Origin of the sequence: Rhodococcus globerulus NBRC 14531 (genome assembly GCF_001894805.1) — a bacterium.
In the GTDB taxonomy this organism is placed as follows: Bacteria; Actinomycetota; Actinomycetes; order Mycobacteriales; family Mycobacteriaceae; genus Rhodococcus_F; species Rhodococcus_F globerula.
On the sequence record NZ_BCWX01000002.1, the window covers coordinates 233,005 to 253,901 of the forward strand.

A 20,897-nucleotide genomic window follows, 5' to 3' on the forward strand; every position below is an offset into this window, starting at 1 on the left:
CTACGTTGAGTGGATGACTCAGAGCACGCATGTGGGAGCCCAGCTGAAGTCGTGGCGTGAGAGACGACGGCTCACTCAGTTGGGGCTTTCCTCCGCTGCCGGAGTTTCGACGAGGCACTTGAGTTTCATCGAAACCGGTCGATCGAAACCCAGTAAGGACATGATTATCCACTTGTCCGAGTGTTTGGAAGTGCCGCTACGGCAGCGGAATACGCTGTTGTTGGCGGGCGGTCATGCACCGGCCTATTCGGAGAATGCGTTGGCGGAAACGCCGATGTCCGCGGTCAGCGACGCCATCAATCGCATCGTCGACGCCCATGGCCCGTACCCGGCTGTGGTGGTCGATCACCAGTGGGATCTGATCGTCGGCAATCGGGCGGTAAGCATCCTGACGGAGGGCGCTGCGCCGTTTCTTCTGGAGCCGCCGGTCAACGTTCTGCGGCTGAGTTTGCATCCCGAAGGCATGGCTGAGCGCATCGTGAACTTGGCGCAGTGGCGAAATCACGTGATCGCTCGGCTGCGCCGTGAGGTCGAGGTAACCGCCGACGCGCAGTTGGGTGCGCTGTTGGAAGAATTGCTGACTTATCCCAGCGGCGGCGAGTGGCATGAGGACGAGAGTTCACTGTTGGTGCCCTTGCGGATTCGCGCGGGCGACACCGAACTGGCGATGTTCAGTACCACCACCGTGTTCGGTACGCCGCGCGATGTCACTTTGGCAGAGATTGCGATCGAATGTTTCTATCCATCCGACCGCGAGACCGCGGAGTTCTTCAGAGCGAAATCAGAGTGACTTCTTGCCGAACTTCAGCTTCCAGGGAACCAGTGCCGATTCGAGCTGAACAGCCAGGCTCATCTTCGAGACGCCGTCGGTGCGCTCCTCGAAACGGATGGGGGTTTCGGCGATCTTCATGCCGCGCTGCACAACTCGGTAGTTCATCTCGACCTGGAAGGCGTAGCCGTTGCTCTGCACCGACTCGACGTCGATGGCGCGCAACGTCTTTGCGTGCCACGCCTTGAATCCGGCGGTGGCGTCCTTGACGTGCAGCCGAAGGATTGCGTTGACGTAGAAGTTGGCCCATGCCGACAGTGCCTTGCGGTGCCACGGCCAGTCGCCGGCCACGGCGCCGCCCTCGACGTAGCGCGAACCGAGCACCACCGCAGCGTCGGTTGTGGTGAGGATCTCGATCATGGCGGGGATCACTTCGGACGGATGAGACAGGTCCGCGTCCATCTGAATGACGATGTCGGCGTTCTCGGCGAGGGCCCGCGTCATTCCGGCGACGTACGCGCGGCCGAGTCCGTCCTTGGCGGTGCGATGCAGAACACCCACCGGGATGGGGCCGTCGATGCCGAGCTTGTCAGCTACCTCGCCGGTTCCGTCGGGGGAGTTGTCGTCCACCACGAGTACTGCCAGGTTCGGGATCTTCAATGCGGCGAGACGATCGACGAGCTTGGGCAGGTTTTCACGCTCGTTGTACGTGGGTACCACGACGGTAATCTGCGGAGCGACGTTGTTCATAACACCTTCGTATGATCTGTGATCCCGACTTGCCGGATGAAGCGTACGACGAGGTCGGTCGCGAACAAAGTCAGAATTTTACTACCTCGGGTAGTTGACTCAGAACCGGCCGCCGCCGCCACCGCCGCGACTGCCGCGTCCTCCACCGCCGCCGCCGAACCCGCCGCCGCCGAATCCGCCGCCCCGGCCGCTGCTGCTCGGACCGCCGTACGAACGCGGTCCACCGCCGCCGCCACGGAGAACGCTGTTGATCAGGATGCCGCCGAGAATGGCGCCTGCCGCGTTGCCGCCGCCGCCGCTGCCGCCGCGGGGACGCTGGTTTGCCTCCCATGTGCTGACGTCGCTCTGGGCCGCCCGCAGAGCATGAGTGGCCAGCGTCGTTGCAGCCTGCGCGTGCTGCAGAGCCGTCGACGGATCGGTGCCCTGCAACTGCTGAGCTGCCTGCAGATGGCGCTGCGCCTCGGCGTAGCGGGTGCGGGCATCGGCGCCGATGACGCCGCGTCGCGTATTGAGGAAATCGCCGGCAGCAGTGACCTGTGCCTGGGCCGCCAGGATGTCCTGCGCGAGGCGCTGCTGCGCCCGTTCGAGCTGTTGCTTCTGCTCCTGAGCCTCCGCGAGCAATGCGTCGAGCTGTGCGTCGGCGGCCACAATCTGGTTGAAGGCGCCGAGTGGATCACTGTCCTTCGATGTCTGTGCGTGAGCCAACGCGGCTTGTGCACCAGCCTTGGCGGCGGCCAATCGATCGCCGCCCTGGGCCAGGTAGGCGTCGGCAGCGGTGATGCCCTGCTGAACGTCGTCCATCGCGGCGGGGAGGGTAGCGATAGCGTTGCGGATGTCGTCTGCCGCGTGATCCACGGCGTCGAGAAGTTTGCGAGCCTGGTCCAGTGCCGCCTCCGCGGTCCGAATCGCTGTGACGGCGGCGCCCTGCTTACCGGCGGGCAAGGCAACGGCGTCGCGGCCCTGCTCGATGGATTGCTCGGCCAGAGTCAAGCGTTCTCCGGCCATGGTGACGTTGCCGGCGACCGGCGCCAGGGTCGGAGCGGGGAACTGGTTCTTCAGCTCGTTCAGGATCTTCTCGGACTCCGGCAGACGCACGCTGACGGCGACAACAGTCTGAGTCAGGGCATCGAGGCGAGCGGGCGCGTTGATGAGAAGATCACGCATCGTGTCGAACTCGTCGACCCGCGCATCGAGTTCCTGATCGGCACGGCCACACGAGGAAATGATGTCGATGAGCATCTGGCGCCGCTGCTCGGGTGACTCCGGGATAGCGTCGTCGAGTTTCTGCCTGATGCCGAAGGCTCCGGCGAGTGTCGCCTTGGCCTTGTCGAAAGCCTGGGCAAACGGCGCGACGGCCGCATCACCGAATTCGCTCCGCGCCAGTTCGAGTTCTTCCTGACTCGACGCGATGGCGTTGTCGGTCTCGACGAGAATGGCCTGAGCTCGCTCGTCCAGCGTCGGCAAGGGAAGTGCGTTCAAGGCGGCGATGTCGTCGGGTGCGATGTTCTTCGCGGCCTCGAGGCTGGCCTTGTCTCGATCGCTCTTCCGCTTGCGTGAGTACAGAACCACTCCACCGGTTCCGACGATGACCGCGCCGCCGCCGATGAGGAGTGTGCTTACGGACATGCCGCCGCTCTTGGCGTTTGCGTCACCGAGCGCGCCGGCGGTGGCAATGGCGGCTCCTGCCCAATCGCCGTCGGCGAGAGCAGGTTCCGTCGCGTCGGACTTGATGGAGTCGATGTCGGATTGTGTGATGTTTGTCAGTCCGGGCGGCACGTCGAGGTAGTAGGCGCCTTCCGTGGTCGCGACGGCAAGCAGGACGTCGGTGCCGCTGAGAGTGGATTTCGTTGCTGTCTGATCGGCCCACGCCTGGCCACCCATCTCGTTGAAGTCGGGGACAAACGCAACCCACAGATCGATCTGATGGTCTTCGCTGAGTTGGTCGAGCGCAGCTTGGATGTCCTCCTTCTGGCCGTCGTTGAGTACGCCAGAGGTATCGGTGATCTGGTTGGGAAGGACCAACGGCGGATCAGCCGACGCAGTGGCAGGACTGAAGATCAATGCCAGGATCGCGAAGATCGCCGCAACGGCGCTCGCGCTTCCCCAACGCCGGATCGGCCGGACGAATGCCCGGTCGTGGTCTGCTGGAGACGACTGCTCGATGTGTGCTGCGAAGGCCATGACGCAAATCTAACCGTTATGGCGCGTCGGCAGCGCGGGGGAGCGATCAGGGCTGGCACAATTGCGGGAGTGAAACCAGCTTTCGGCAACCGCTCCCGCAACTCTGCGCCCTCCGGGGCTGGCGGCGGCTTCGGCGAAGGTCTGGCTCGATGGACCCGACGCCTCATCGCCGGGGCTCTACTGATGACCTTCGTCTTGATCGGCGGAACCGCCGTCCGGGTCTGGCAGGTTGCGCGGATCGACGACACGACACCAGCCGACGCGATTGTTGTTCTCGGAGCCGCTCAGTATTCGGGAACTCCGTCGTCGGTGTTCGAAGCCAGGCTCGAGCAGGCGTACAAGCTGTACAAGCGTGGGGTAGCACCGCAGATCATCACCGTCGGCGGTAAGCAGGAGGGTGACGAGTACACCGAAGCCGCGTCCGGAAAGATGTATCTCACCGACCGCGGGATTCCGTCGAGTGCGATTACCGCCGTCGAAACCGGCTCGGACACCCTGCTGAGCATTGATGCCGTCAGTGACGAAATGGCTTCGCAGGGAATCAATTCCGCAGTTCTGGTCAGTGACCCGTGGCATTCCCTGCGCACTCGAACCATGGCCCGCGACACCGGCCTCGAAGCCTGGACCGCGCCCACCAGACAAGGGCCGGCCGTGTTCACCCGCGAATCCCAACTGCATGGCATCGCGCGCGAAACCGGCGCTCTGCTCTGGTACCAACTGACGCACTTCTCCGCTGATTTTCCCTACACGGCAGGGCAATAGGAACAACCGACATGACGGCACACACCACGTACGGCGGCGGAACCTATTCCGAGCACGATCTGGAGCGCCGCATTGTCGAGGCGCCGAAGCGAGCGGGATTGCCCGGAACTCAGATTGCCGCCGCCCAACATCGATCCGACTTCTCGCGGGATCGCGCTCGCGTGCAGCACTCCGCGGCGCTACGACGCCTGGCCGACAAAACCCAGGTAGTCGGTCCTCGCGATGGTGACACCCCGCGTACCCGGCTCACGCACTCGATGGAAGTTGCGCAGATCGGTCGCGGTATCGCCGACGGCCTCGGCTGTGATCCCGATCTCGTAGACCTCGCCGGTTTGGCCCACGACATCGGGCACCCTCCGTACGGGCACAACGGTGAGAAGGCACTCGACGAGGTCGCGAAAGACTGCGGCGGGTTCGAAGGCAACGCCCAGAACCTGCGCATCCTCACGAGCCTCGAACCCAAGATCTTGGGGCCAGGCGGACGCAGTGCCGGACTCAACCTCACCCGGGCTTCCCTCGACGCCGCGATCAAATATCCGTGGACCAGGCCGGAACCCGGAGCCAAGTTCGGCGCCTACGACGATGACGCCGATGTGTTGGCCTGGGTCCGCGACGGAGCGCCCGGGCGTCGGCAAGCATTGGAAGCTCAGGTCATGGACTGGGCCGACGACGTCGCCTATTCGGTGCACGACGTCGAGGACGGCGTGATCGCCGGCCGTATCGACCTTCGGTCACTGGCCGATCCGAGCGAGCAACGGGCACTCGCCGAGTTGGGTGCCTCGGAGTTTCGCGGCCTGGTGATCGACGATCTGATCGACGCTGCGCAGCGGTTGTCGGAACTGCCCGTCGTGCAGAGCGTCGGCAGCTACGACGGGACCCTGAACAGTTCCGTGGCATTGAAAAACCTGACCAGCGAATTGGTCGGACGCTTTGCGACGGCAGCCATCGCCCGCACCCGGCTGACCAACGGAGACCGGCCGCTGTCGCGGTACCAAGCAGACCTCGACATCCCCGAAGCGGTGGCATCCGAAGTAGCGCTGCTCAAAACCGTTGCGCTGTACTACGTGATGTCCGACAACGGGCACAAGGCCCGCCAAGACCGTCAACGTGACCGAGTTCATCGCGTCGCGGAATGGCTGCTGGCAACCGCGCCCGCCGGATTGGACCCCATCTTGCTGCCTGCCTGGGAGCGAGCGGAAAACGATGCGGCGCGCACCCGAGTTGTCGTGGATCAGATCGCGTCGTACACGGAGAGTCGCCTAGAGCGGGTCGACAAAGCCAGCCTCGGCGCGCAGGCCAGTTGGGGCTGACTGCTCAACTCGACGGCGTTTGCGTCAGCGCCCATTCTGCGACCCTGCGCGCACTCTCGGCTTCGCTGAGGTCCTCGACGCGCGTCATGATGGACCAACGCACGCCGAAGGGGTCGCGGATCGAGGCAAACCGGTCGCCCGAGACGAACGTGCTTACCGATTCACGAACGGTCGCGCCGGCTTGTACTGCGCGCTCGACGACGGCGTCGACATCTGAGCAGTACAGGCCCATCGAGTAGGAGTCGGCGTCGCCGGAAGGTGCCTCGACGAGGCCGTAATCGGGGTTGGGTTCGCCGAGTTGGAGCCGACCGTTTCCGAAATCGAGGTCGGCGTGGACGACGACGCCGCTGAACTCGGTGATGTCGACGACGCGTGCGCCGTACACCGACCGGTAAAATTCAATCGCGTCGGCGGCTCCCTTGATCGCCAGAAACGGGGTCAAGCTCGTCGAGCCGTGCGGGATGCCGTCTGTTGTGTGCTCGCCGGTCACGCCCTGCTGGGAAATGCTGTCTGCGTTCATGAAACGAAGGTAGCGCCGTCAGATGGGCTGTGGCTTGAAGATTTGCGACGAACGAGGAGGACGGCAGTTGGTCACGCCCAATGACAGTCGCGGGATTCTGTACCCGACCAAACTCCCGACGTTCCACCGCGAGCCGGCCGACGCCTCGTTGGAAGGGCGTATCCGCTGGTTCTGGATTCCGCGATGGCAGCTGGCGCCCGGCCGAACTGTCCGACAGGAAGTGCTGCCGTTCCCCGCTTCCAATCTCGTGGTCGAACCCGGCGGGGTGTCCCTGGTCGGCCCGTCGACAGGGGCGTCGCACCGTGACCTGTCCGGCAGTGGCTGGGCGGTGGGTGCGCTGTTGCGGCCGGCGGGTCTCGCGTCGTTGCGCGCTGATCCGCAGACCATCCAGAACACCGAAGTGCAGATCGCCGCGCCGGACTTGCATGAGGCAGTGATGTCGGCGATGGGTGAGGCTGACCACGAGGTGGGTAGGCAGCGTGCGATTGCGGCTTTCTCCGAGTGGGCGGCCGATCACATTGCGCCGGACGACGAGAGTGGTCGACAGGCAAATGCCATGGAAGACCTGATCGCTTCGGATCGGACAGTGATCCGTGTCGGTGATATCGCCGAACTTCTCGGCACCTCTGTCCGTGGTGTTCAACGCCTTGCCCAGCGATACGTCGGGTTGCCGCCCTTGGCAATCATTCGACGCTACCGACTTCAGGAAGCCGCACAACGGCTACGCGAAGATCCGTCGGTGAAGATCGCGCAAGTGGCGGCCGATCTCGGTTACGCAGACCACGCCCACCTGTCCGCCGACTTCCGCAACGTCCTCGGTTTCACACCGAACTCCTACCGCCAGGCTCCAGACCACCCGTGACGAACTTGCCGTGTCAAGCGCAGTTCGTGGACCGCCTAGACTGACATACGTGGCGGGCCGAATTTCTGACAGAGACATCGCGGCCATTCGCGAACGCACACGCATCGAAGACATCGTCGGTGAATACGTCTCGCTCAAGCGTGCGGGTGGCGACTCCATCAAGGGGCTGTGCCCGTTCCACGACGAGAAGTCGCCGTCGTTCCACGTTCGCCCCAACCACGGGCTTTATCACTGCTTCGGCTGCGGTGAGGGCGGCGACGTCTACTCCTTCTTGCAGAAGATGGATCACATCAGTTTTGTCGAGGCTGTCGAGCAGTTGGCCGACCGGCTGAACTACTCGATTTCCTACGAGGGCGGCGGTCCCTCGGTTCAGCGCGATCGCGGCACCCGTGCGCGCTTGATCGCGGCCAACGCGGCAGCGCAGGAGTTCTATGCGGCGCGCCTGCGGGAGCCAGACGCCCAAGCTGCGCGCGACTACCTCACCGAGCGGAATTTCGACGGCGCTGCGGCCTTGCAGTTCGGCTGCGGCTACGCCCCCGAAGGCTGGGACACACTCACAAAGCACTTGATGGCCAAGGGATTCGAGTTCAAGGAGCTCGAAGCCGCCGGCCTGGCCAAGGAGGGGCGACGCGGCCCGATCGACCGTTTCCATCGTCGACTCCTGTGGCCCATCCGGAGCGTTGCCGGCGACGTAATCGGCTTCGGTGCCCGCAAACTTTTCGACGACGACACCATGCCAGGCAAGTACGTCAACACCCCGGAAACCATCCTGTACAAGAAGTCTCAGGTCTTGTTCGGCCTCGATCTCGCGAAACGCGACATCGCCAAGGGGCATCAGGCTGTGGTGGTCGAGGGGTACACCGACGTCATGGCGATGCATCTGGCCGGCGTCAAGACCGCTGTCGCGTCGTGTGGCACCGCATTCGGCGAGGAACACCTCGCGATGCTGCGCCGACTCCTGATGGACGACAGCTACTTTCGCGGCGAAATCATCTACACCTTCGACGGCGATGCCGCGGGGCAAGCTGCCGCGATGAAGGCTTTCGAAGGTGATCAGAAGATGGCCGGGCAGACGTTTGTTGCCGTCGCACCCGACGGAATGGACCCGTGCGATCTTCGGCTGGCGTCGGGCGACGCCGCAGTCCGCGACCTCGTGGCGAGGCGAACCCCGATGTTCGAGTTCGTGGTCAAGTCGATACTCACCGAGCATGATCTCGACACAGCGGAAGGTCGCGTCGAGGCTTTGCGTCGTACCGTTCCCGTCGTCGCGCAGATCAAGGAATCGACTCTGCGTGACAGTTACGCCAACCTGCTGTGCGGATGGGTCGGGTGGGACGACCTGCCGTCCGTGCGTCGACGTGTCCGTGACGAAGCTCGCAAACGCGCGTCCACCCGTGGTTCTTCACCCGCCCCGAAGCGTCGTCAGGTCATTCCGGAGCCGAGCGACGACGCCCTTGCCCTCCCGATCGGCATCTCACGGCCCCGGCCCAACGACCCGGGGCTGTCCACGCAGCGAGCGGTGCTCAAAGCGGCCCTACAGTACCCAGGGATCGCCGGAACGGTGTTCGACTCACTGCCCGTCGAGACGTTCACTCATCCCGCCTACGTGGCAATCAGGCAGTCGATGTCCGACGCCGGCGGCACCAGCAAGGGCTTCGGCGGCGCCGAATGGATCGAGGTTGTCACCAAGGGAGTCGAAGATGTGACAGTTGCCTCAGTGATCTCCGAACTTGCCGTCGAACCGATGCCATGTGACGAGGACACAGTTCCCCGCTACATCAGCGGCGTGCTCGCGCGACTGCAGGAGGCTTGGGTCGGCGAACAGGTCGCAGACCTCAAATCGAAACTGCAGCGCATCTCACCCGCCGCAGCACCGGACGAGTACAACTCGCTGTTCGGCGACCTCGTCGCCCTCGAGCAGTACCGCCGACAGCTGCGTGAGCAAGCCGTCGGCGACAACAGCGTCTGACTAGCGGTTCTTCTTCAACTGGTCATGAGGGATCAGGATCGTGGTTTCCTCGTTGATCGGCTTCATGGGCTCCAATTTCGGCTGCGTGCTGAGCGAATCAGCCAGCTTCTGACGCGACGCGTCGAGCACCTTCTTCGTGGCAGGACTGGTCGCCACCGCCTTCGCGGCCCGACTGATCTGTTCGTACCGGGCCCGCCCTGCTTTCGTCCCCAGGACGTACCCAGCGGCAACACCGATTAACAAACGCATCATTCCTGCTTCCCTCCAGCACCGATCGTCCTGACTCCATCCTGCCTGATGACTCGCTGGGCAGGCGATTTGGTACTTCGGCGGTGGATTCGCTACAGTTTCTCAGGCAACGCCGGAACGGGCGAAGCGAGCAAGACAATCCCCTGTAGCTCAATTGGCAGAGCTTCCGACTGTTAATCGGACGGTTGCTGGTTCGAGTCCAGCCGGGGGAGCGTTCAGAAGAATCCCTGATCCGCAGCAATGCGGATCAGGGATTTTTTTGTTGCACGGTTATGTCGACGGCCTGTCACGGATTGTCACAAGTGATTTCTCGCGGCGGCGGCGTCTCAGCCCAAAACGCCCCCACCCTCGCAACGAGAGTGGGGGAGTCCTCGCTTCGAAGTTAAATCCTGTGACTTGCCTGGATATCGGCGAGCGCGTTGATGCGACGCTGCAGATACCGGGTGTGAGACCCGAACCAGACGGGTGCCCACAACCAGGTCATCACTGGCGATACTTGCACCGGCGAGTTCATCATCCCGTGCGCCTGATTCAGTCGCTTCGCAGTGCGAGATAGGCCCAGCAGTCCGTAGAACGGAATTATTTGTGACCACCATCGAGTCCAGCCCTCGCGCTCACTGCCGGTGAAGGCTGCGAGTTCGCCGTTGATGCGGTCGTACCAGACGAGATAGTAGATCCCTAGCGTGATGCCGGTCAGCCACCACAGCCCCCATGCGCCCTGTTTCCTGATTGTCGCTTGCTGAGTCGTCGCTTGAATCCCCTGCTGCGTCACTACGCTGCCCTTCGAATATTTGCCCACGCGTTGCTCGGTGGGTGCTAGATGGTCATACCAGACAGGCCGGTCGTAAGGTGATCGAATGCCTAGCCCGATGTCAGGGGGTGAGAAACATTGGAGTTGGGCCGGTATTCACTGCGACGGTCGATGCCGGGGAAGTTCTGTGCGACCAACGATGAATTCGAATATATGTGCGAAACTTTGAGCATGTCTGTCGAGTCTGCACCGACGAGTTGCCCCAGTGGGCACGCGCTCACCGGGGGCACTTGCCTCGTCGGGTGGGAGGTCTGTGGATGTGCAGAAGCCGAGAACGGTGGGCATCGGACGCACTACTGCCGAATTTGTGGCGAGACGGTGCGGACCCCGCCGTGCGCCGGCGCAATGCCGCAATCGAATCGGTGGACGAACCGGGCATGACGCCCCGTATTCCTGAGTCCGTCCGGTCGTGCCGTCTGTGAACGGTCGTGCCGTGCTTATCGTTGCGTCATGACAGCACCTTCATGGGCCGAGCTGGTCGGACGAAACATAGCCGCGGAGGCGATCTACGTTTCCGGGGAAATGCGAATGACCGGCAACACCGGTGACCACGACCTCGACGAGCGATTTCGATTCTGGCATGGGCCCAATGGACGCTGGCGTATCGAGAGTGGTGACGAGGTTGTCTATATTTCCAGCGCGGGTGGTGACGCGATCGTGCGCGTCGAGGGTCAGATGCAGCGTCAGAGAGGCGATTTCGGAACCGTCCACCTTGGGCATGCATTCAGTCCATTGGACCTGCTGGGGCCGGACTCCATGCTGCGGCGGCTGAGTGCGCGAATGGAAGCATCTGTTGCGCAGCCGGCCACGATTGGCGGAAGGGCGGCGTGGTCGATCACATTGACCTCACCGTCTGACGACAGAGCTCTGCTGACTTTCGACAGCGTTACCGGCGTCCTGGTGCAGTTTGCGGGGCCGAGAGAGAGCAGCCTGCTGGAGGTCTTCGATTTTACTGACCACGCTCAACTAGGCGCAGAGCTGTTCAGCTGGAATGGACCTGTCGTGGATGTGCCGATGGCAGGTCGACGACGACCCTCCGGGGACCCACGGAAGCAACGCGAACAACTTCTGGAAGTGCTCGCTGCCCAGATAGCGGCTCTCGAGAGGCCGCATGACGTTCTCCGAGCGATCGCAGCTGCGGACAGTGGACAGGCGGCACGTGACTCTGTCATCCAGCTTCTAGGCGTGTCGCCCATCGGAGCCGAAGCAGTGACAACGATGCAACTTATGGGATTCCGGTCTGATGTGGCAAGGCAACTCCGGGCCGAACTAGCGCGGCTGCAGGGCGAGTCGGCCGACTGAGATCTATTCGAATTGCCCGCTGGGGCTGTGGGTTTGGTTGACATCGAGCGTGACCTCGACATCCCCGGCAGGAACATCCGTGAGAAGGTGCACCGCGTCAGCGACCATGTCGGGAATCTGATCGAGTTGGCGTGCCTGGGTGAATGCGCCGTCGACCTCGGGCACCTCGACGGCCCACCAATCGCCGGATTTCGAGACTTTGGCGGTGACCTTCATCTGATGCCTTTCTTGTCGGTGGTCGTTCGAAGTCGGTGGTTGTTCGAAGCGAAAGCCCGGCGCAGGATTCTGCGCCGGGCTTCGGTGTTCATGGTGCGAGCAGCTACTTCGCTGCGCGGTCCGAAGGCTCGAACAAGCGAACGATGTGGGCCGGGTTGATGTAGTAGACCCCGTTGGGGGAGTTGAGCACCAACGTGTCCTCGGAGAAGTCCTTGACGGTGCCGTTGAGCTTTGCGCCGTCGGACATGATGATCCGGATCGTGGCCTTGGAGTTCTTGAATTCAGAGAGTGCAAGCTTCATGTGATGATCCTGTTCAGTGGGGTGTGCTCTCCAACGTTATCGGGTTCCGGCACCCGTGCGAACCAAGTCGAGGTACCCGCTTCGATATGAGTTACACCAGTCACACCCTGCCCGGTTGTGATTCGCGTCAGCGGTGCCGGTAACATTCGGACGCGCCGAGATGTCAGGCAACTCGGATGGGGCGGTAGCTCAGTCGGTTAGAGCCGTGGACTCATAATCCATTGGTCGCGGGTTCGAGCCCCGCCCGCCCCACAACTCTCTTCCACGATCGGCGATGGAATCAATACCCGCCGTGAGCGGACTATTCTCGATCCATGCCGATCACGCCGGACACAAAGAACTGGACCTGGGTGCTCGAACGCCCGTGCACAGAGTGCAGGTTCGACTCGACCACCATCACCTTCGCTGATGTTCCCGATCTGGTTCGCAGGAATGCTGCAGGCTGGGGTGAGGTGCTGCAGCGCGAGGACGTGACGGTACGGCCGAACAGCGAAACCTGGTCCGCGTTGGAGTATTCCGCCCATGTGCGTGACGTGTTCAGGATTTTCAGAGCCCGGTTGGAGCAGATGCTTCAATTCGACGATCCGCACTTCGAGAACTGGGACCAAGACGCAACAGCAATTGCCGATCGCTACAACGAGCAGGATTCGGCGACAGTTGCTTCGGAATTGGCCGACGCTGCTGCAGCCGTCGCGAGCGCATTCGAATCAGTCGCGGAGGGTCAGCTGGGGAGGCGTGGACTCCGCAGTGACGGATCGGCGTTCACCGTCGAATCATTGGCCATGTACTTCATTCATGATCCGATCCATCACTTGCACGACGTGTCGGGGTAGTCAGAGCCCACGCACCTCCTCGAGAGTTTTTCGGGCACCGACGGAGTGCAACGAGTCGAGTGTTGTTCGGAAGCTCGCGACAAATCGCCGGTTGTCGACCAGATCTCCGAAAACGGCCCGGTTGCCGATGAAGGCGAGTGGGTCGACCGCCTGCTTCTGGGCAAGGGGCACCAACGTGTCGGCCAATTGATCGACCACGGTGATCGGGTCGCCGTTCTCGTCGACGCCCTCGGCGTAGCGCGCCCAACTGGCCACGATGGCGGTGGACAGATTGATGGGCCCTCCGGTGTCGAGTTGCTTGCGGATGACCGGCAAGAGCCACTTGGGAATTCGATCGGACGATTCGGCACACAGACGCGCAATCGTGTCACGAACCTGTGGGTTCGAGAAGCGCTCGATGAGCGTCTTCTTGTACTGATCGAGGTCGACGCCGGGGACCGGGTCGAGGGTGGGGGTCGCTTCGAGGTTCATGTAATCGAGCAGGAACCCGGACAGGAGTTCGTCCTGGCATGCCTCGTGAACGAGTCGGTATCCGGCGAGATAGCCGAAGTAAGCGATGCCCTGATGGCTGGCATTGAGGAGGCGCAGCTTCATGAGTTCGTACGGGCGAACATCCGGCACCACATTCACGCCGGCATTTTCCAAAGGTGGCCGGCCCACCGTGAACTCGTCCTCGAGGAACCATGCGGTAAAGGGTTCCGCCGCGACAGGCCATTGATCGTCGACGCCGAATGCCTGGGCAATCTCGGCGGTCACCTCGGCTGTCGTGACGGGCGTGATCCGGTCGACCATGGAGTTGGGGAACGCACCGTTCTGCTCGATCCACTCTGCAAGTTCCGGATCTTTCAGGGCGGCAAAGGCTCCGAAAGCTGTTCGTGCGACGGCGCCGTTCCCTTCGATGTTGTCGCAACTCATGATCGTGAAGGGCGCGAGGCCGCGTTCTCGGCGAAGGGCGAGAGCATCGCAGACCAGTCCGAACGTCGTGCGGGGGACAGCTCCTGGCCGAAGATCATGTACGACATCGGGATTGGATGCCTCGAACTCACCGGTGGTGTGCGAGATGTTGTAACCGCCCTCGGTGATGGTGAGGGACACGATCTTTGTCGACTCCGACGCCATCTTCTCGATGACAGCACGTGGATCGTCCGGAGCAAACAGGTACTCGACAATTGACCCGATGACACGGCCTTCGAGCGTTCCGTCAGCATGCTTGAGCGCCAGCGTGTACAAACCGTCCTGGGCTCCGAGTGCATCCTTCATCCGCTTGTCCGACGGCATCACTCCGACACCGCAGATGCCCCAGTCGAAACCTTCTCCTTGGCGTAGGAGGGTATCGATGTACATGGCCTGATGCGCGCGGTGAAAGCCGCCGACACCAAAATGCACTATGCCGGTGGTGACTTTGCTCCGGTCGTAGTTCGGCACTTCGAGTGAAGCATCGAAGTCGCGCAAGGTCTTCGTGTTGAGTTCCATGAAAGTTCTAGTCTCCTTCGGCGACGATGACAACGGCCTTGATGCTGCCGGGGACGCGATCGGCTTCCAGTGCCTCGCGCGATCGTTCGAGTGAAAAGCGGGCTGTGACCATCGAATCCAGGTCGACGCGACCGGACGCGACCAGTGCCGCGGCGATCGGCCACGTGTTGGCGTATCGGAACACACCGGTGAGGACGAGCTCGCGACCCTGAATGATGGGGACGGGCAGCGGGATTTCGTCTGCGCCCATTCCGACCAACACTATTGTCCCGGCCGGCCGAACAGCATGGATGCCGTCGATCACGGCGGCTGTGGCTCCTGAGGCGTCGATGAACGCGTCGACGCCGAGTGAACGTACATCGCTCTCGCGGGGATCCACCACGGCGGTGGCGCCGAATTTCAGTGCCACCTCGCGTCGGGCGGCGTCGATGTCCGAGACGATGACCTCGGTGGCGCCAAAAGCCTTGGCTACCTGTGTCGTCACGATTCCCACCGGTCCGGCGCCCGCGATGAGGACTCGGGAACCACCGGTGATACCCGCCTTCTGGACGGAAGCGATGCCCACAGAGAGTGGCTCGAACAGCGCTGCGGCTTCATAGGACACGGAATCGGCGATGGGATGTGCGAAGTCTGCGCCAATGGTCACGTAGTCCGTCAACGCACCGTCTATGGGAGGCGTCGCGAAGAACTCCATGTGAGGGCAGAGGTTGTATCGGCCGGATTTCGATTCCGAACTGGTCGGATCGGGCTTCTGCGGCTCGATGGAGACCCGTTGTCCGATTCGACGGGGATCAACGCCGTCCCCGACGGCTGCGATCCGACCTGACGCCTCGTGCCCGAGAACGAGGGGAGCGTCGACCACGTAGGGGCCGATGCGGCCTTCGCGAAAATAGTGGGCGTCCGATCCGCATACGCCAACCGCATGGACGCGGACGAGCACTTCGCCAGGCCTGGGCGACGGTCGTGGTCTTTCCTCCATCTGCATCTTTCCGACTGAAATAAGGACATTTGCCCGAATTGTCGCAGGTAGATCGATGGATTCACCGGAAACTGTTGTGTGGGTCACAACGTAGATGTTAGCTTAATGAGCATAAGAACATCTAGTGAGCATTTGCTCACGACCAAAAGAATCAACCAAAAGAATCAACGAGGAGAACGCGTGAACCAGTCGGCTCAGCCAACGGGACTCAAGACGTCGAAAACGCCGGCGTCCGAGGATGTCCGACTCGCGCTGCGTGCGGCAACGATGTATCACCTCGAAGGTGCTACTCAGGCGGAGATCGCGGCAAAACTCGGTGTCTCGAGGCCGACTGCGGGCCGCTTGCTAGCTCGGGCGCGGTCGCAAGGCTTGGTCAGGGTCGAGATCTTGGTTCCGCCGGAGTTGGAAGGTTCGGTGAACACGGAATTGGAGTCCGAGCTCGAGAAGCGTTTCGGCCTGGCGGAAGTTTTGGTTGTCCCCGAAGCGAATTCGGATTCAGACGATCCCGACTACGATGCGTTGGGCCGTCGCGCTGCTGACGTGCTGGTTCGGCGTCTGCAGCCGTCGAGCGTTCTCGGATTCACGTGGGGGCCGGAAACCGTTGCAGTAGCGGGTTCTTTGCCGGACCGGGCGGCAAAGTGCTCGGCTGTGGTACAACTTGACGGCTCCATGACGGTGACCGACTATCAAACCGGCGTTGACTTCACTATCGGCCGATGTGCACAACAGTTGCAGGCCAATCCGATTCGCCTCAATGCTCCGTTGTACGCCGATCCGGCGACTGTGGAGTCGATGCAAAACGATTCGGTCATATCAAAGGCGCTGCAAGCTGGAACCGATTCCGACATCATGGTTTTCGGTGTTGGCGCCGTATCCACGGCCACCACGTTGTTTGCCGGTAGCTTTGTCGACTCGACCATGCTGGACGAGTTGGAAAGTCGCGGCGCGGTCGGCGAAATCGGGGGCCGTTTCTACACGATCGACGGAACTCCAGTGGAGGGGCCACTACCCGAGCGCACGGTATCCGTATCGCTCGACGCAGTGAAATCCTGTGATCAGACCATTCTGATTTCGGGGGGAACACACAAACGCCAGGCCGTTCTGGGCGCATTGCGCGGAGGTTTGGCACACGTACTCGTCACCGATGTCGAGTGCGCCCAGTGGCTGCTCGAAAGCTAGCTCTCACGAGTTCTGCCGGCTGAGCGTGCAACTGACACGTGAGTGTGAAGGAAGGTAATCCGTGAAAACAGGAAGACGAGTGTGGGGCGCTGCTGCTGCGGCTCTCTGCCTCCTGGTGTCGGGATGTGCGGGTGCGGGCGCACTCGGTGGTTCCGGCGAACGAACCGTCACCATTGCGATGGTGTCGAACTCACAGATGCAGGACGCCATCAAATTGGCACCCGCTTTCGAAGCCGAGAACCCGGGGATCGACCTCAAGTTCGTCAGCCTCTCCGAGAATCAGGCGCGCGCCAAGATCACGGCATCGACGGCTACGGGCGGCGGTGAATTCGATGTAGTCATGATCAGCAACTACGAGACGCCGCAATGGGCTGCCAATGGTTGGCTCGTGAATTTGTCCGAGTATGCCAATGCCACACCGGGTTACGACGAAAACGACTTCATTCCGTCCATCAAGACGTCCCTGTCCTACGAGGACAGCATGTACGCCGTTCCGTTCTACGGTGAGTCGTCGTTCCTGATGTATCGCAAAGACTTGTTCGACCAGGCCGGCATCACGGTTCCCGAAGATCCGACGTGGCAGGAAGTTGCCGGTTGGGCAGAGCAGTTCGACAACCCAGACGCCAAGATGTCGGGCATCTGCCTTCGCGGAAAGCCTGGCTGGGGCGAGGTCCTCGCACCACTGAACACCGTGATCAACACCTTCGGAGGTCGCTGGTACGACGAAGACTGGAATGCTCAGCTGACCAGTCCGCAGGTGGAAGACGCCGTTCAGTTCTACGTGGACACCGTCACGGAACATGGTCAACCAGGACCCGCGACCAGTGGATTCGGTGAGTGCGCAACACAATTCGCGCAGGGCAATACCGCAATGTGGTACGACGCGACGTCGGCGGTGTCGGTTCTCGAAGATCCCGCGTCGTCGAAGGTGTTCGGAAACATCGGCTACGCCAAGGCTCCGAAGGTCGAGAAATCAGATCCAGGATGGCTCTACACGTGGGCGCTCGGGATCCCGGAGTCGGCCCAGAACAAGGACGATGCGTGGAAGTTCATCTCGTGGATGACAAACAAGGATTACATCCAGCGAGTCGGCACGGAGCTCGGCTGGTCGAGGGTGCCGCCGGGAAGTCGTCTTTCGACGTACGAGATTCCGGAGTATCAGGAAGCCTCCAAGGCATTCGGTGAAATCACCCTCGAATCGATCAACAACGCAGATCCGAAAAACCCTACAGTGCAACCGGTTCCGTACACCGGAGTCCAGTTCCTCACCATTCCTGAGTTCCAGGATCTGGGCACTCGCGTCAGCCAGCAGATCAGCGCTGCCATCGCGGGTCAGAAGAGTGTGAAAGAAGCACTCGAACAATCGCAGCAGTATGCCGAGGTGGTCGGCAAGACCTATCAGGAGAACCGATGACTACGGTTGCTGAGCCCAGAACTGCGGTGGACGACGCGCCGCCGGTCCGAATCGACAAGAAGATCTCCCGCGCCGAGGGATGGCGTCGTCGAGGTCCGTTGTTGCCGGCGTTGATCTTCGCGATCGTCGTCACCCAGATTCCGTTCCTGTTCACGCTGTACTACTCCACGCAGTCGTGGAACCTCGTGCGGCCGGGATCACGGCATTTCAATGGGTTGGACAACTACATCGAGGTGTTCAAGGACAGTCAGTTCCGTGAGGTGGCTGTCAACACGGTCATCATGATCGTGGGAACGGTCATCGTGTCCGTGATACTCGGACTGGCGCTGGCACTGCTTCTCGACCGGGCGTTCCTCGGCCGCGGGATTGTGCGAACGCTGCTGATCACGCCGTTCCTCATCACCCCGGTCGCCGGCGCATTGCTGTGGAAGACAACGATGTTCGACCCGGTGTTCGGCATCGTGAACTTCGTTCTCCAGCCGTTCGGTGTCGGCCAGGTCGACTGGGTGAGCAAGTTCCCGCTCGCGGCAGTCATGATCAATCTGATCTGGCAGTGGACCCCGTTCATGATGTTGCTGATCCTGGCCGGGCTGCAGTCCATGCCCCGCGACATTCTCGAGGCCGCGCGAGTCGACGGCGCCAAGCCGTTTGCGATGTTCCGCGAATTGACGTTGCCGCATCTGCGCCGATTCATCGAACTCGGCGCCGTGCTCGGTGCGATCTACCTCGTGAACACCTTCGACGCGGTGTACATGATGACGGCGGGAGGGCCAGGAGTCGCCAGCTCGAACCTGCCGTTCTACATCTACCAGCGTGCGTTCCTCGGCTTCGACGTCGGTCAAGCTGCGGCGATGGGCGTCGTGACAGTGATCGCGACCATCATCGTGTCGACACTCGCGCTCCGATTGATCTTCAAGAGCTTCACCGGTAATGAGGAGGCTGCGTGATGACTACCGTAGATACGACAAGCGCGACGACCGACAAGCCCGTAGTGAAGAAAAAGAAAAGCAGCAAGTTCAGTCCCTGGTCGGTAGTGGCGTGGATTGCCGCTCTGGGCTTCTTCTTTCCGGTCTTCTGGATGGTTCTGACGGCGTTCAAGACCGAGGCCGATGCCTACACGGATCCGCCGAAGTTGTTCTTCACCCCGACACTCGAGCAGTTCCGTGCCGTTCTCGATTCGGGTCTGGGTACGACGCTGGCGAACTCGGCATTTGCCACGGGAATGTCCACCATTCTTGTTCTGCTACTGGGTGTTCCAGCGGCATTTGCGCTCTCGCTTCGCCCGGTGAAGAAGACGCAAGATGTGCTGTTCTTCTTCATCAGTACCAAGATGCTTCCCGTCGTGGCAGCGATCGTGCCGCTGTACGTGATCGTCAACGACATCGGATTGCTCGACAACATCTGGGCTCTGGTCATCCTGTACACGTCGATGAATCTGCCGATCGCTGTGTGGATGATGCGCTCGTTCTTCCTCGAAGTACCCAGCGAGCTCCTCGAAGCAGCCAGCATGGACGGCGCGAGTTTGTGGACCTCGGTTCGCGAGGTGATCTTGCCCCTGATCTCGCCCGGAATCGCTGCCACTGCGCTGATCTGCGTGATCTTCTCGTGGAACGAGTTCTTCTTCGCAGTCAACCTGACAGCTGTTCAAGCTCAGACGATTCCGGTCTTCCTGGTCGGCTTCATCACGGGCGAGGGCCTGTACTGGGCTCGCCTCTCTGCAGCAGCAACCATGGCGGCGTTGCCCGTCATCCTGGCCGGTTGGTTCGCCCAGAACAAGCTGGTGCGCGGCCTGTCCTTCGGCGCCATCAAATGACCCGGCGCAATCCACTAGTTCGCCCCACACTTTCAGGAGTTCGTCATGGCTGAAATCTCTTACCGGAAAGCGTCTTGCATCTACGAAGGTGCCGGAACCCTCGCTGTCGATTCGCTCGACCTCGATATCAAGGACGGTGAGTTCATCGTCCTCGTCGGACCTTCAGGATCAGGAAAGTCGACTGCGCTGCGCATGTTGGCCGGGCTCGAGGACATCGACTCCGGTGCAATCACGATCAACGGCAAGGACATGACCGATGTCCCGTCGAAGGATCGCGACATTGCGATGGTCTTCCAGAACTACGCCCTGTATCCCAACAAGACCGTCGGCGAGAACATGGGTTTCGCGCTGAAGATGCGTGGAGTTCCTTTGGAGGAACGAAAGAAGAAGGTTGCCGAAGCTGCAAAGCTCCTCGATCTGACGGAGTACCTGGACCGCAAGCCCGCCAAGCTGTCCGGTGGTCAGCGTCAGCGAGTTGCCATGGGACGTGCCATCGTTCGTGAGCCTCAGGTGTTCTGCATGGACGAACCGCTGTCCAACCTCGACGCGAAGCTGCGCGTCCAGACGCGTACGCAAATCGCGGCATTGCAGCGTCGACTCGGAACCACCACCGTATACGTCACTCACGATCAGGTGGAAGCGATGACGATGGGCGATCGCGTCGCAGTGCTCAAAGGTGGTAAGTTGCAACAGTTTGCGTCACCGACCGAGCTCTACGATCGTCCCGCAAACGCGTTTGTCGCCGGTTTCATCGGATCGCCGGGAATGAACCTGGTGACGGCGCCCGTCACGTCCGGCGGCGTTCGATTCGGATCCGTCGACGTTCCCTTGGAGCGAGAGCAGATGACGGCAATTGCTGTCGCCGGACTGGATTCAGTCACCGTCGGAATCAGGCCGGAACAATTCCAGGTGGTTCCCGCGGGAACCGGCATCGCCGCTCAGATCGATCTGGTCGAAGAACTGGGCAACGAGTCGTACATCTACGCCCATGTGCCGGGAACGGATGCCGACCCGATTTCACTCGTCGCACGTACAGGTGGGCGATCTCAACTGCAGTACGGCCAGACGCTCGGGTTCGAGCGGGTAGACGGACCGGTGCACCTCTTCGACCCCACGACGGGTGAGCGCGTGGGTAACTGAGTCCCCATCCGAAATCGTGCCCTGCTCGGCGCTCGAACTCGATCGCGCCGAGCAGGGCATTACC

21 protein-coding genes and 2 tRNA genes are annotated in these 20,897 nt (G+C 61.7%); 14 read left to right on the forward strand and 9 right to left on the reverse strand.

Annotation, left to right across the window (positions count from 1 at the left end; translation table 11 throughout):
• The first annotated feature begins 13 nt into the window (after positions 1 to 13).
• Positions 14 to 790, forward strand: coding sequence for a helix-turn-helix domain-containing protein (locus tag RG2_RS09695; protein WP_033233045.1), 777 nt, complete (start codon positions 14 to 16; stop codon positions 788 to 790).
• Here the strand turns inward: RG2_RS09695 and RG2_RS09700 are convergent.
• Positions 782 to 1,519 (reverse strand): polyprenol monophosphomannose synthase, encoded by a 738-nt coding sequence (locus tag RG2_RS09700; RefSeq protein ID WP_033233048.1) that lies wholly within the window; start codon positions 1,517 to 1,519, stop codon positions 782 to 784. The two genes, RG2_RS09695 and RG2_RS09700, sit on opposite strands and share 9 nt — an antisense overlap.
• Positions 1,520 to 1,618: 99 nt before the next feature.
• On the reverse strand, positions 1,619 to 3,700 hold the full coding sequence (locus RG2_RS09705; protein ID WP_033233050.1) for a TPM domain-containing protein: 2,082 nt from the start codon (positions 3,698 to 3,700) through the stop codon (positions 1,619 to 1,621).
• Positions 3,701 to 3,769: 69 nt separating this feature from the next.
• On the opposite strand from RG2_RS09705, the gene RG2_RS09710 reads away from it, so the two are divergent.
• Complete coding sequence (locus RG2_RS09710; protein ID WP_033233188.1) at positions 3,770 to 4,462, forward strand: YdcF family protein; 693 nt, start codon at positions 3,770 to 3,772, stop codon at positions 4,460 to 4,462.
• A gap of 11 nt (positions 4,463 to 4,473) precedes the next feature.
• A complete protein-coding gene (locus RG2_RS09715) occupies positions 4,474 to 5,772 on the forward strand; it encodes a deoxyguanosinetriphosphate triphosphohydrolase (protein ID WP_033233052.1) in 1,299 nt (432 codons plus the stop codon).
• Positions 5,773 to 5,776: 4 nt separating this feature from the next.
• Here the strand turns inward: RG2_RS09715 and RG2_RS09720 are convergent, their stop codons facing one another.
• Positions 5,777 to 6,292, reverse strand: coding sequence for a VOC family protein (locus tag RG2_RS09720; RefSeq protein WP_033233054.1), 516 nt, complete (start codon positions 6,290 to 6,292; stop codon positions 5,777 to 5,779).
• 67 nt (positions 6,293 to 6,359) lie between these two features.
• On the opposite strand from RG2_RS09720, the gene RG2_RS09725 reads away from it, so the two are divergent.
• Both RG2_RS09725 and dnaG read left to right on the forward strand, forming a co-directional pair.
• Entirely contained in the window at positions 6,360 to 7,154 is a 795-nt protein-coding gene (locus RG2_RS09725) for a helix-turn-helix domain-containing protein (RefSeq protein ID WP_033233189.1), read from the forward strand.
• Between the two features lie 49 nt (positions 7,155 to 7,203).
• Positions 7,204 to 9,123 carry a DNA primase gene (gene dnaG / locus RG2_RS09730; protein ID WP_033233056.1) on the forward strand — a complete coding sequence of 640 codons (1,920 nt, stop codon included), beginning with the start codon at positions 7,204 to 7,206 and terminating at the stop codon, positions 9,121 to 9,123.
• Here dnaG and RG2_RS09735 read toward each other — a convergent pair whose 3' ends face one another.
• Positions 9,124 to 9,375, reverse strand: a complete 252-nt coding sequence (locus RG2_RS09735) for a hypothetical protein (RefSeq protein WP_033233058.1) — start codon at positions 9,373 to 9,375, stop codon at positions 9,124 to 9,126.
• Between the two features lie 136 nt (positions 9,376 to 9,511).
• Here RG2_RS09735 and RG2_RS09740 point away from each other — a divergent pair.
• A tRNA-Asn gene (locus RG2_RS09740) sits at positions 9,512 to 9,584 on the forward strand.
• A 170-nt stretch (positions 9,585 to 9,754) separates the two neighbouring features.
• Here RG2_RS09740 and RG2_RS09745 read toward each other — a convergent pair.
• Positions 9,755 to 10,171: a DUF4234 domain-containing protein gene (locus RG2_RS09745; RefSeq protein WP_033233060.1), complete on the reverse strand. Its 417-nt coding sequence runs from the start codon at positions 10,169 to 10,171 to the stop codon at positions 9,755 to 9,757.
• A gap of 462 nt (positions 10,172 to 10,633) precedes the next feature.
• Here RG2_RS09745 and RG2_RS31465 point away from each other — a divergent pair, with 462 nt between their 5' ends.
• Positions 10,634 to 11,485, forward strand: coding sequence for a hypothetical protein (locus tag RG2_RS31465; protein ID WP_133637966.1), 852 nt, complete (start codon positions 10,634 to 10,636; stop codon positions 11,483 to 11,485).
• Positions 11,486 to 11,488: 3 nt separating this feature from the next.
• Here the strand turns inward: RG2_RS31465 and RG2_RS09760 are convergent, their stop codons facing one another.
• Positions 11,489 to 11,701 carry a hypothetical protein gene (locus RG2_RS09760; RefSeq protein WP_033233066.1) on the reverse strand — a complete coding sequence of 71 codons (213 nt, stop codon included), beginning with the start codon at positions 11,699 to 11,701 and terminating at the stop codon, positions 11,489 to 11,491.
• 103 nt (positions 11,702 to 11,804) lie between these two features.
• Complete coding sequence (locus tag RG2_RS32255; RefSeq protein WP_230590060.1) at positions 11,805 to 12,002, reverse strand: hypothetical protein; 198 nt, start codon at positions 12,000 to 12,002, stop codon at positions 11,805 to 11,807.
• A 178-nt stretch (positions 12,003 to 12,180) separates the two neighbouring features.
• Here RG2_RS32255 and RG2_RS09770 point away from each other — a divergent pair.
• Positions 12,181 to 12,254, forward strand: a tRNA-Ile gene (locus tag RG2_RS09770).
• A gap of 62 nt (positions 12,255 to 12,316) precedes the next feature.
• A complete protein-coding gene (locus RG2_RS09775; protein WP_033233067.1) occupies positions 12,317 to 12,835 on the forward strand; it encodes a DinB family protein in 519 nt (172 codons plus the stop codon).
• Here RG2_RS09775 and RG2_RS09780 read toward each other — a convergent pair whose 3' ends face one another.
• A complete protein-coding gene (locus RG2_RS09780) occupies positions 12,836 to 14,308 on the reverse strand; it encodes a mannitol dehydrogenase family protein (protein WP_033233069.1) in 1,473 nt (490 codons plus the stop codon). It abuts the gene before it with no gap.
• A gap of 7 nt (positions 14,309 to 14,315) precedes the next feature.
• On the reverse strand, positions 14,316 to 15,326 hold the full coding sequence (locus RG2_RS09785; protein WP_033233190.1) for an NAD(P)-dependent alcohol dehydrogenase: 1,011 nt from the start codon (positions 15,324 to 15,326) through the stop codon (positions 14,316 to 14,318).
• Between the two features lie 141 nt (positions 15,327 to 15,467).
• On the opposite strand from RG2_RS09785, the gene RG2_RS09790 reads away from it, so the two are divergent.
• From RG2_RS09790 to RG2_RS09810, 5 genes are all read left to right on the forward strand, one after another.
• Positions 15,468 to 16,466: a sugar-binding transcriptional regulator gene (locus RG2_RS09790; protein WP_033233071.1), complete on the forward strand. Its 999-nt coding sequence runs from the start codon at positions 15,468 to 15,470 to the stop codon at positions 16,464 to 16,466.
• A 61-nt stretch (positions 16,467 to 16,527) separates the two neighbouring features.
• Positions 16,528 to 17,880: an ABC transporter substrate-binding protein gene (locus RG2_RS09795; RefSeq protein ID WP_033233073.1), complete on the forward strand. Its 1,353-nt coding sequence runs from the start codon at positions 16,528 to 16,530 to the stop codon at positions 17,878 to 17,880.
• Entirely contained in the window at positions 17,877 to 18,827 is a 951-nt protein-coding gene (locus tag RG2_RS09800; protein WP_033233075.1) for a carbohydrate ABC transporter permease, read from the forward strand. The genes RG2_RS09795 and RG2_RS09800 overlap by 4 nt, the downstream gene beginning before the upstream one ends.
• Complete coding sequence (locus tag RG2_RS09805; protein WP_033233079.1) at positions 18,827 to 19,693, forward strand: carbohydrate ABC transporter permease; 867 nt, start codon at positions 18,827 to 18,829, stop codon at positions 19,691 to 19,693. The genes RG2_RS09800 and RG2_RS09805 overlap by 1 nt, the downstream gene beginning before the upstream one ends.
• A 45-nt stretch (positions 19,694 to 19,738) precedes the next feature.
• Positions 19,739 to 20,833, forward strand: a complete 1,095-nt coding sequence (locus RG2_RS09810; RefSeq protein WP_033233081.1) for an ABC transporter ATP-binding protein — start codon at positions 19,739 to 19,741, stop codon at positions 20,831 to 20,833.
• Positions 20,834 to 20,897: the final 64 nt, after the last annotated feature.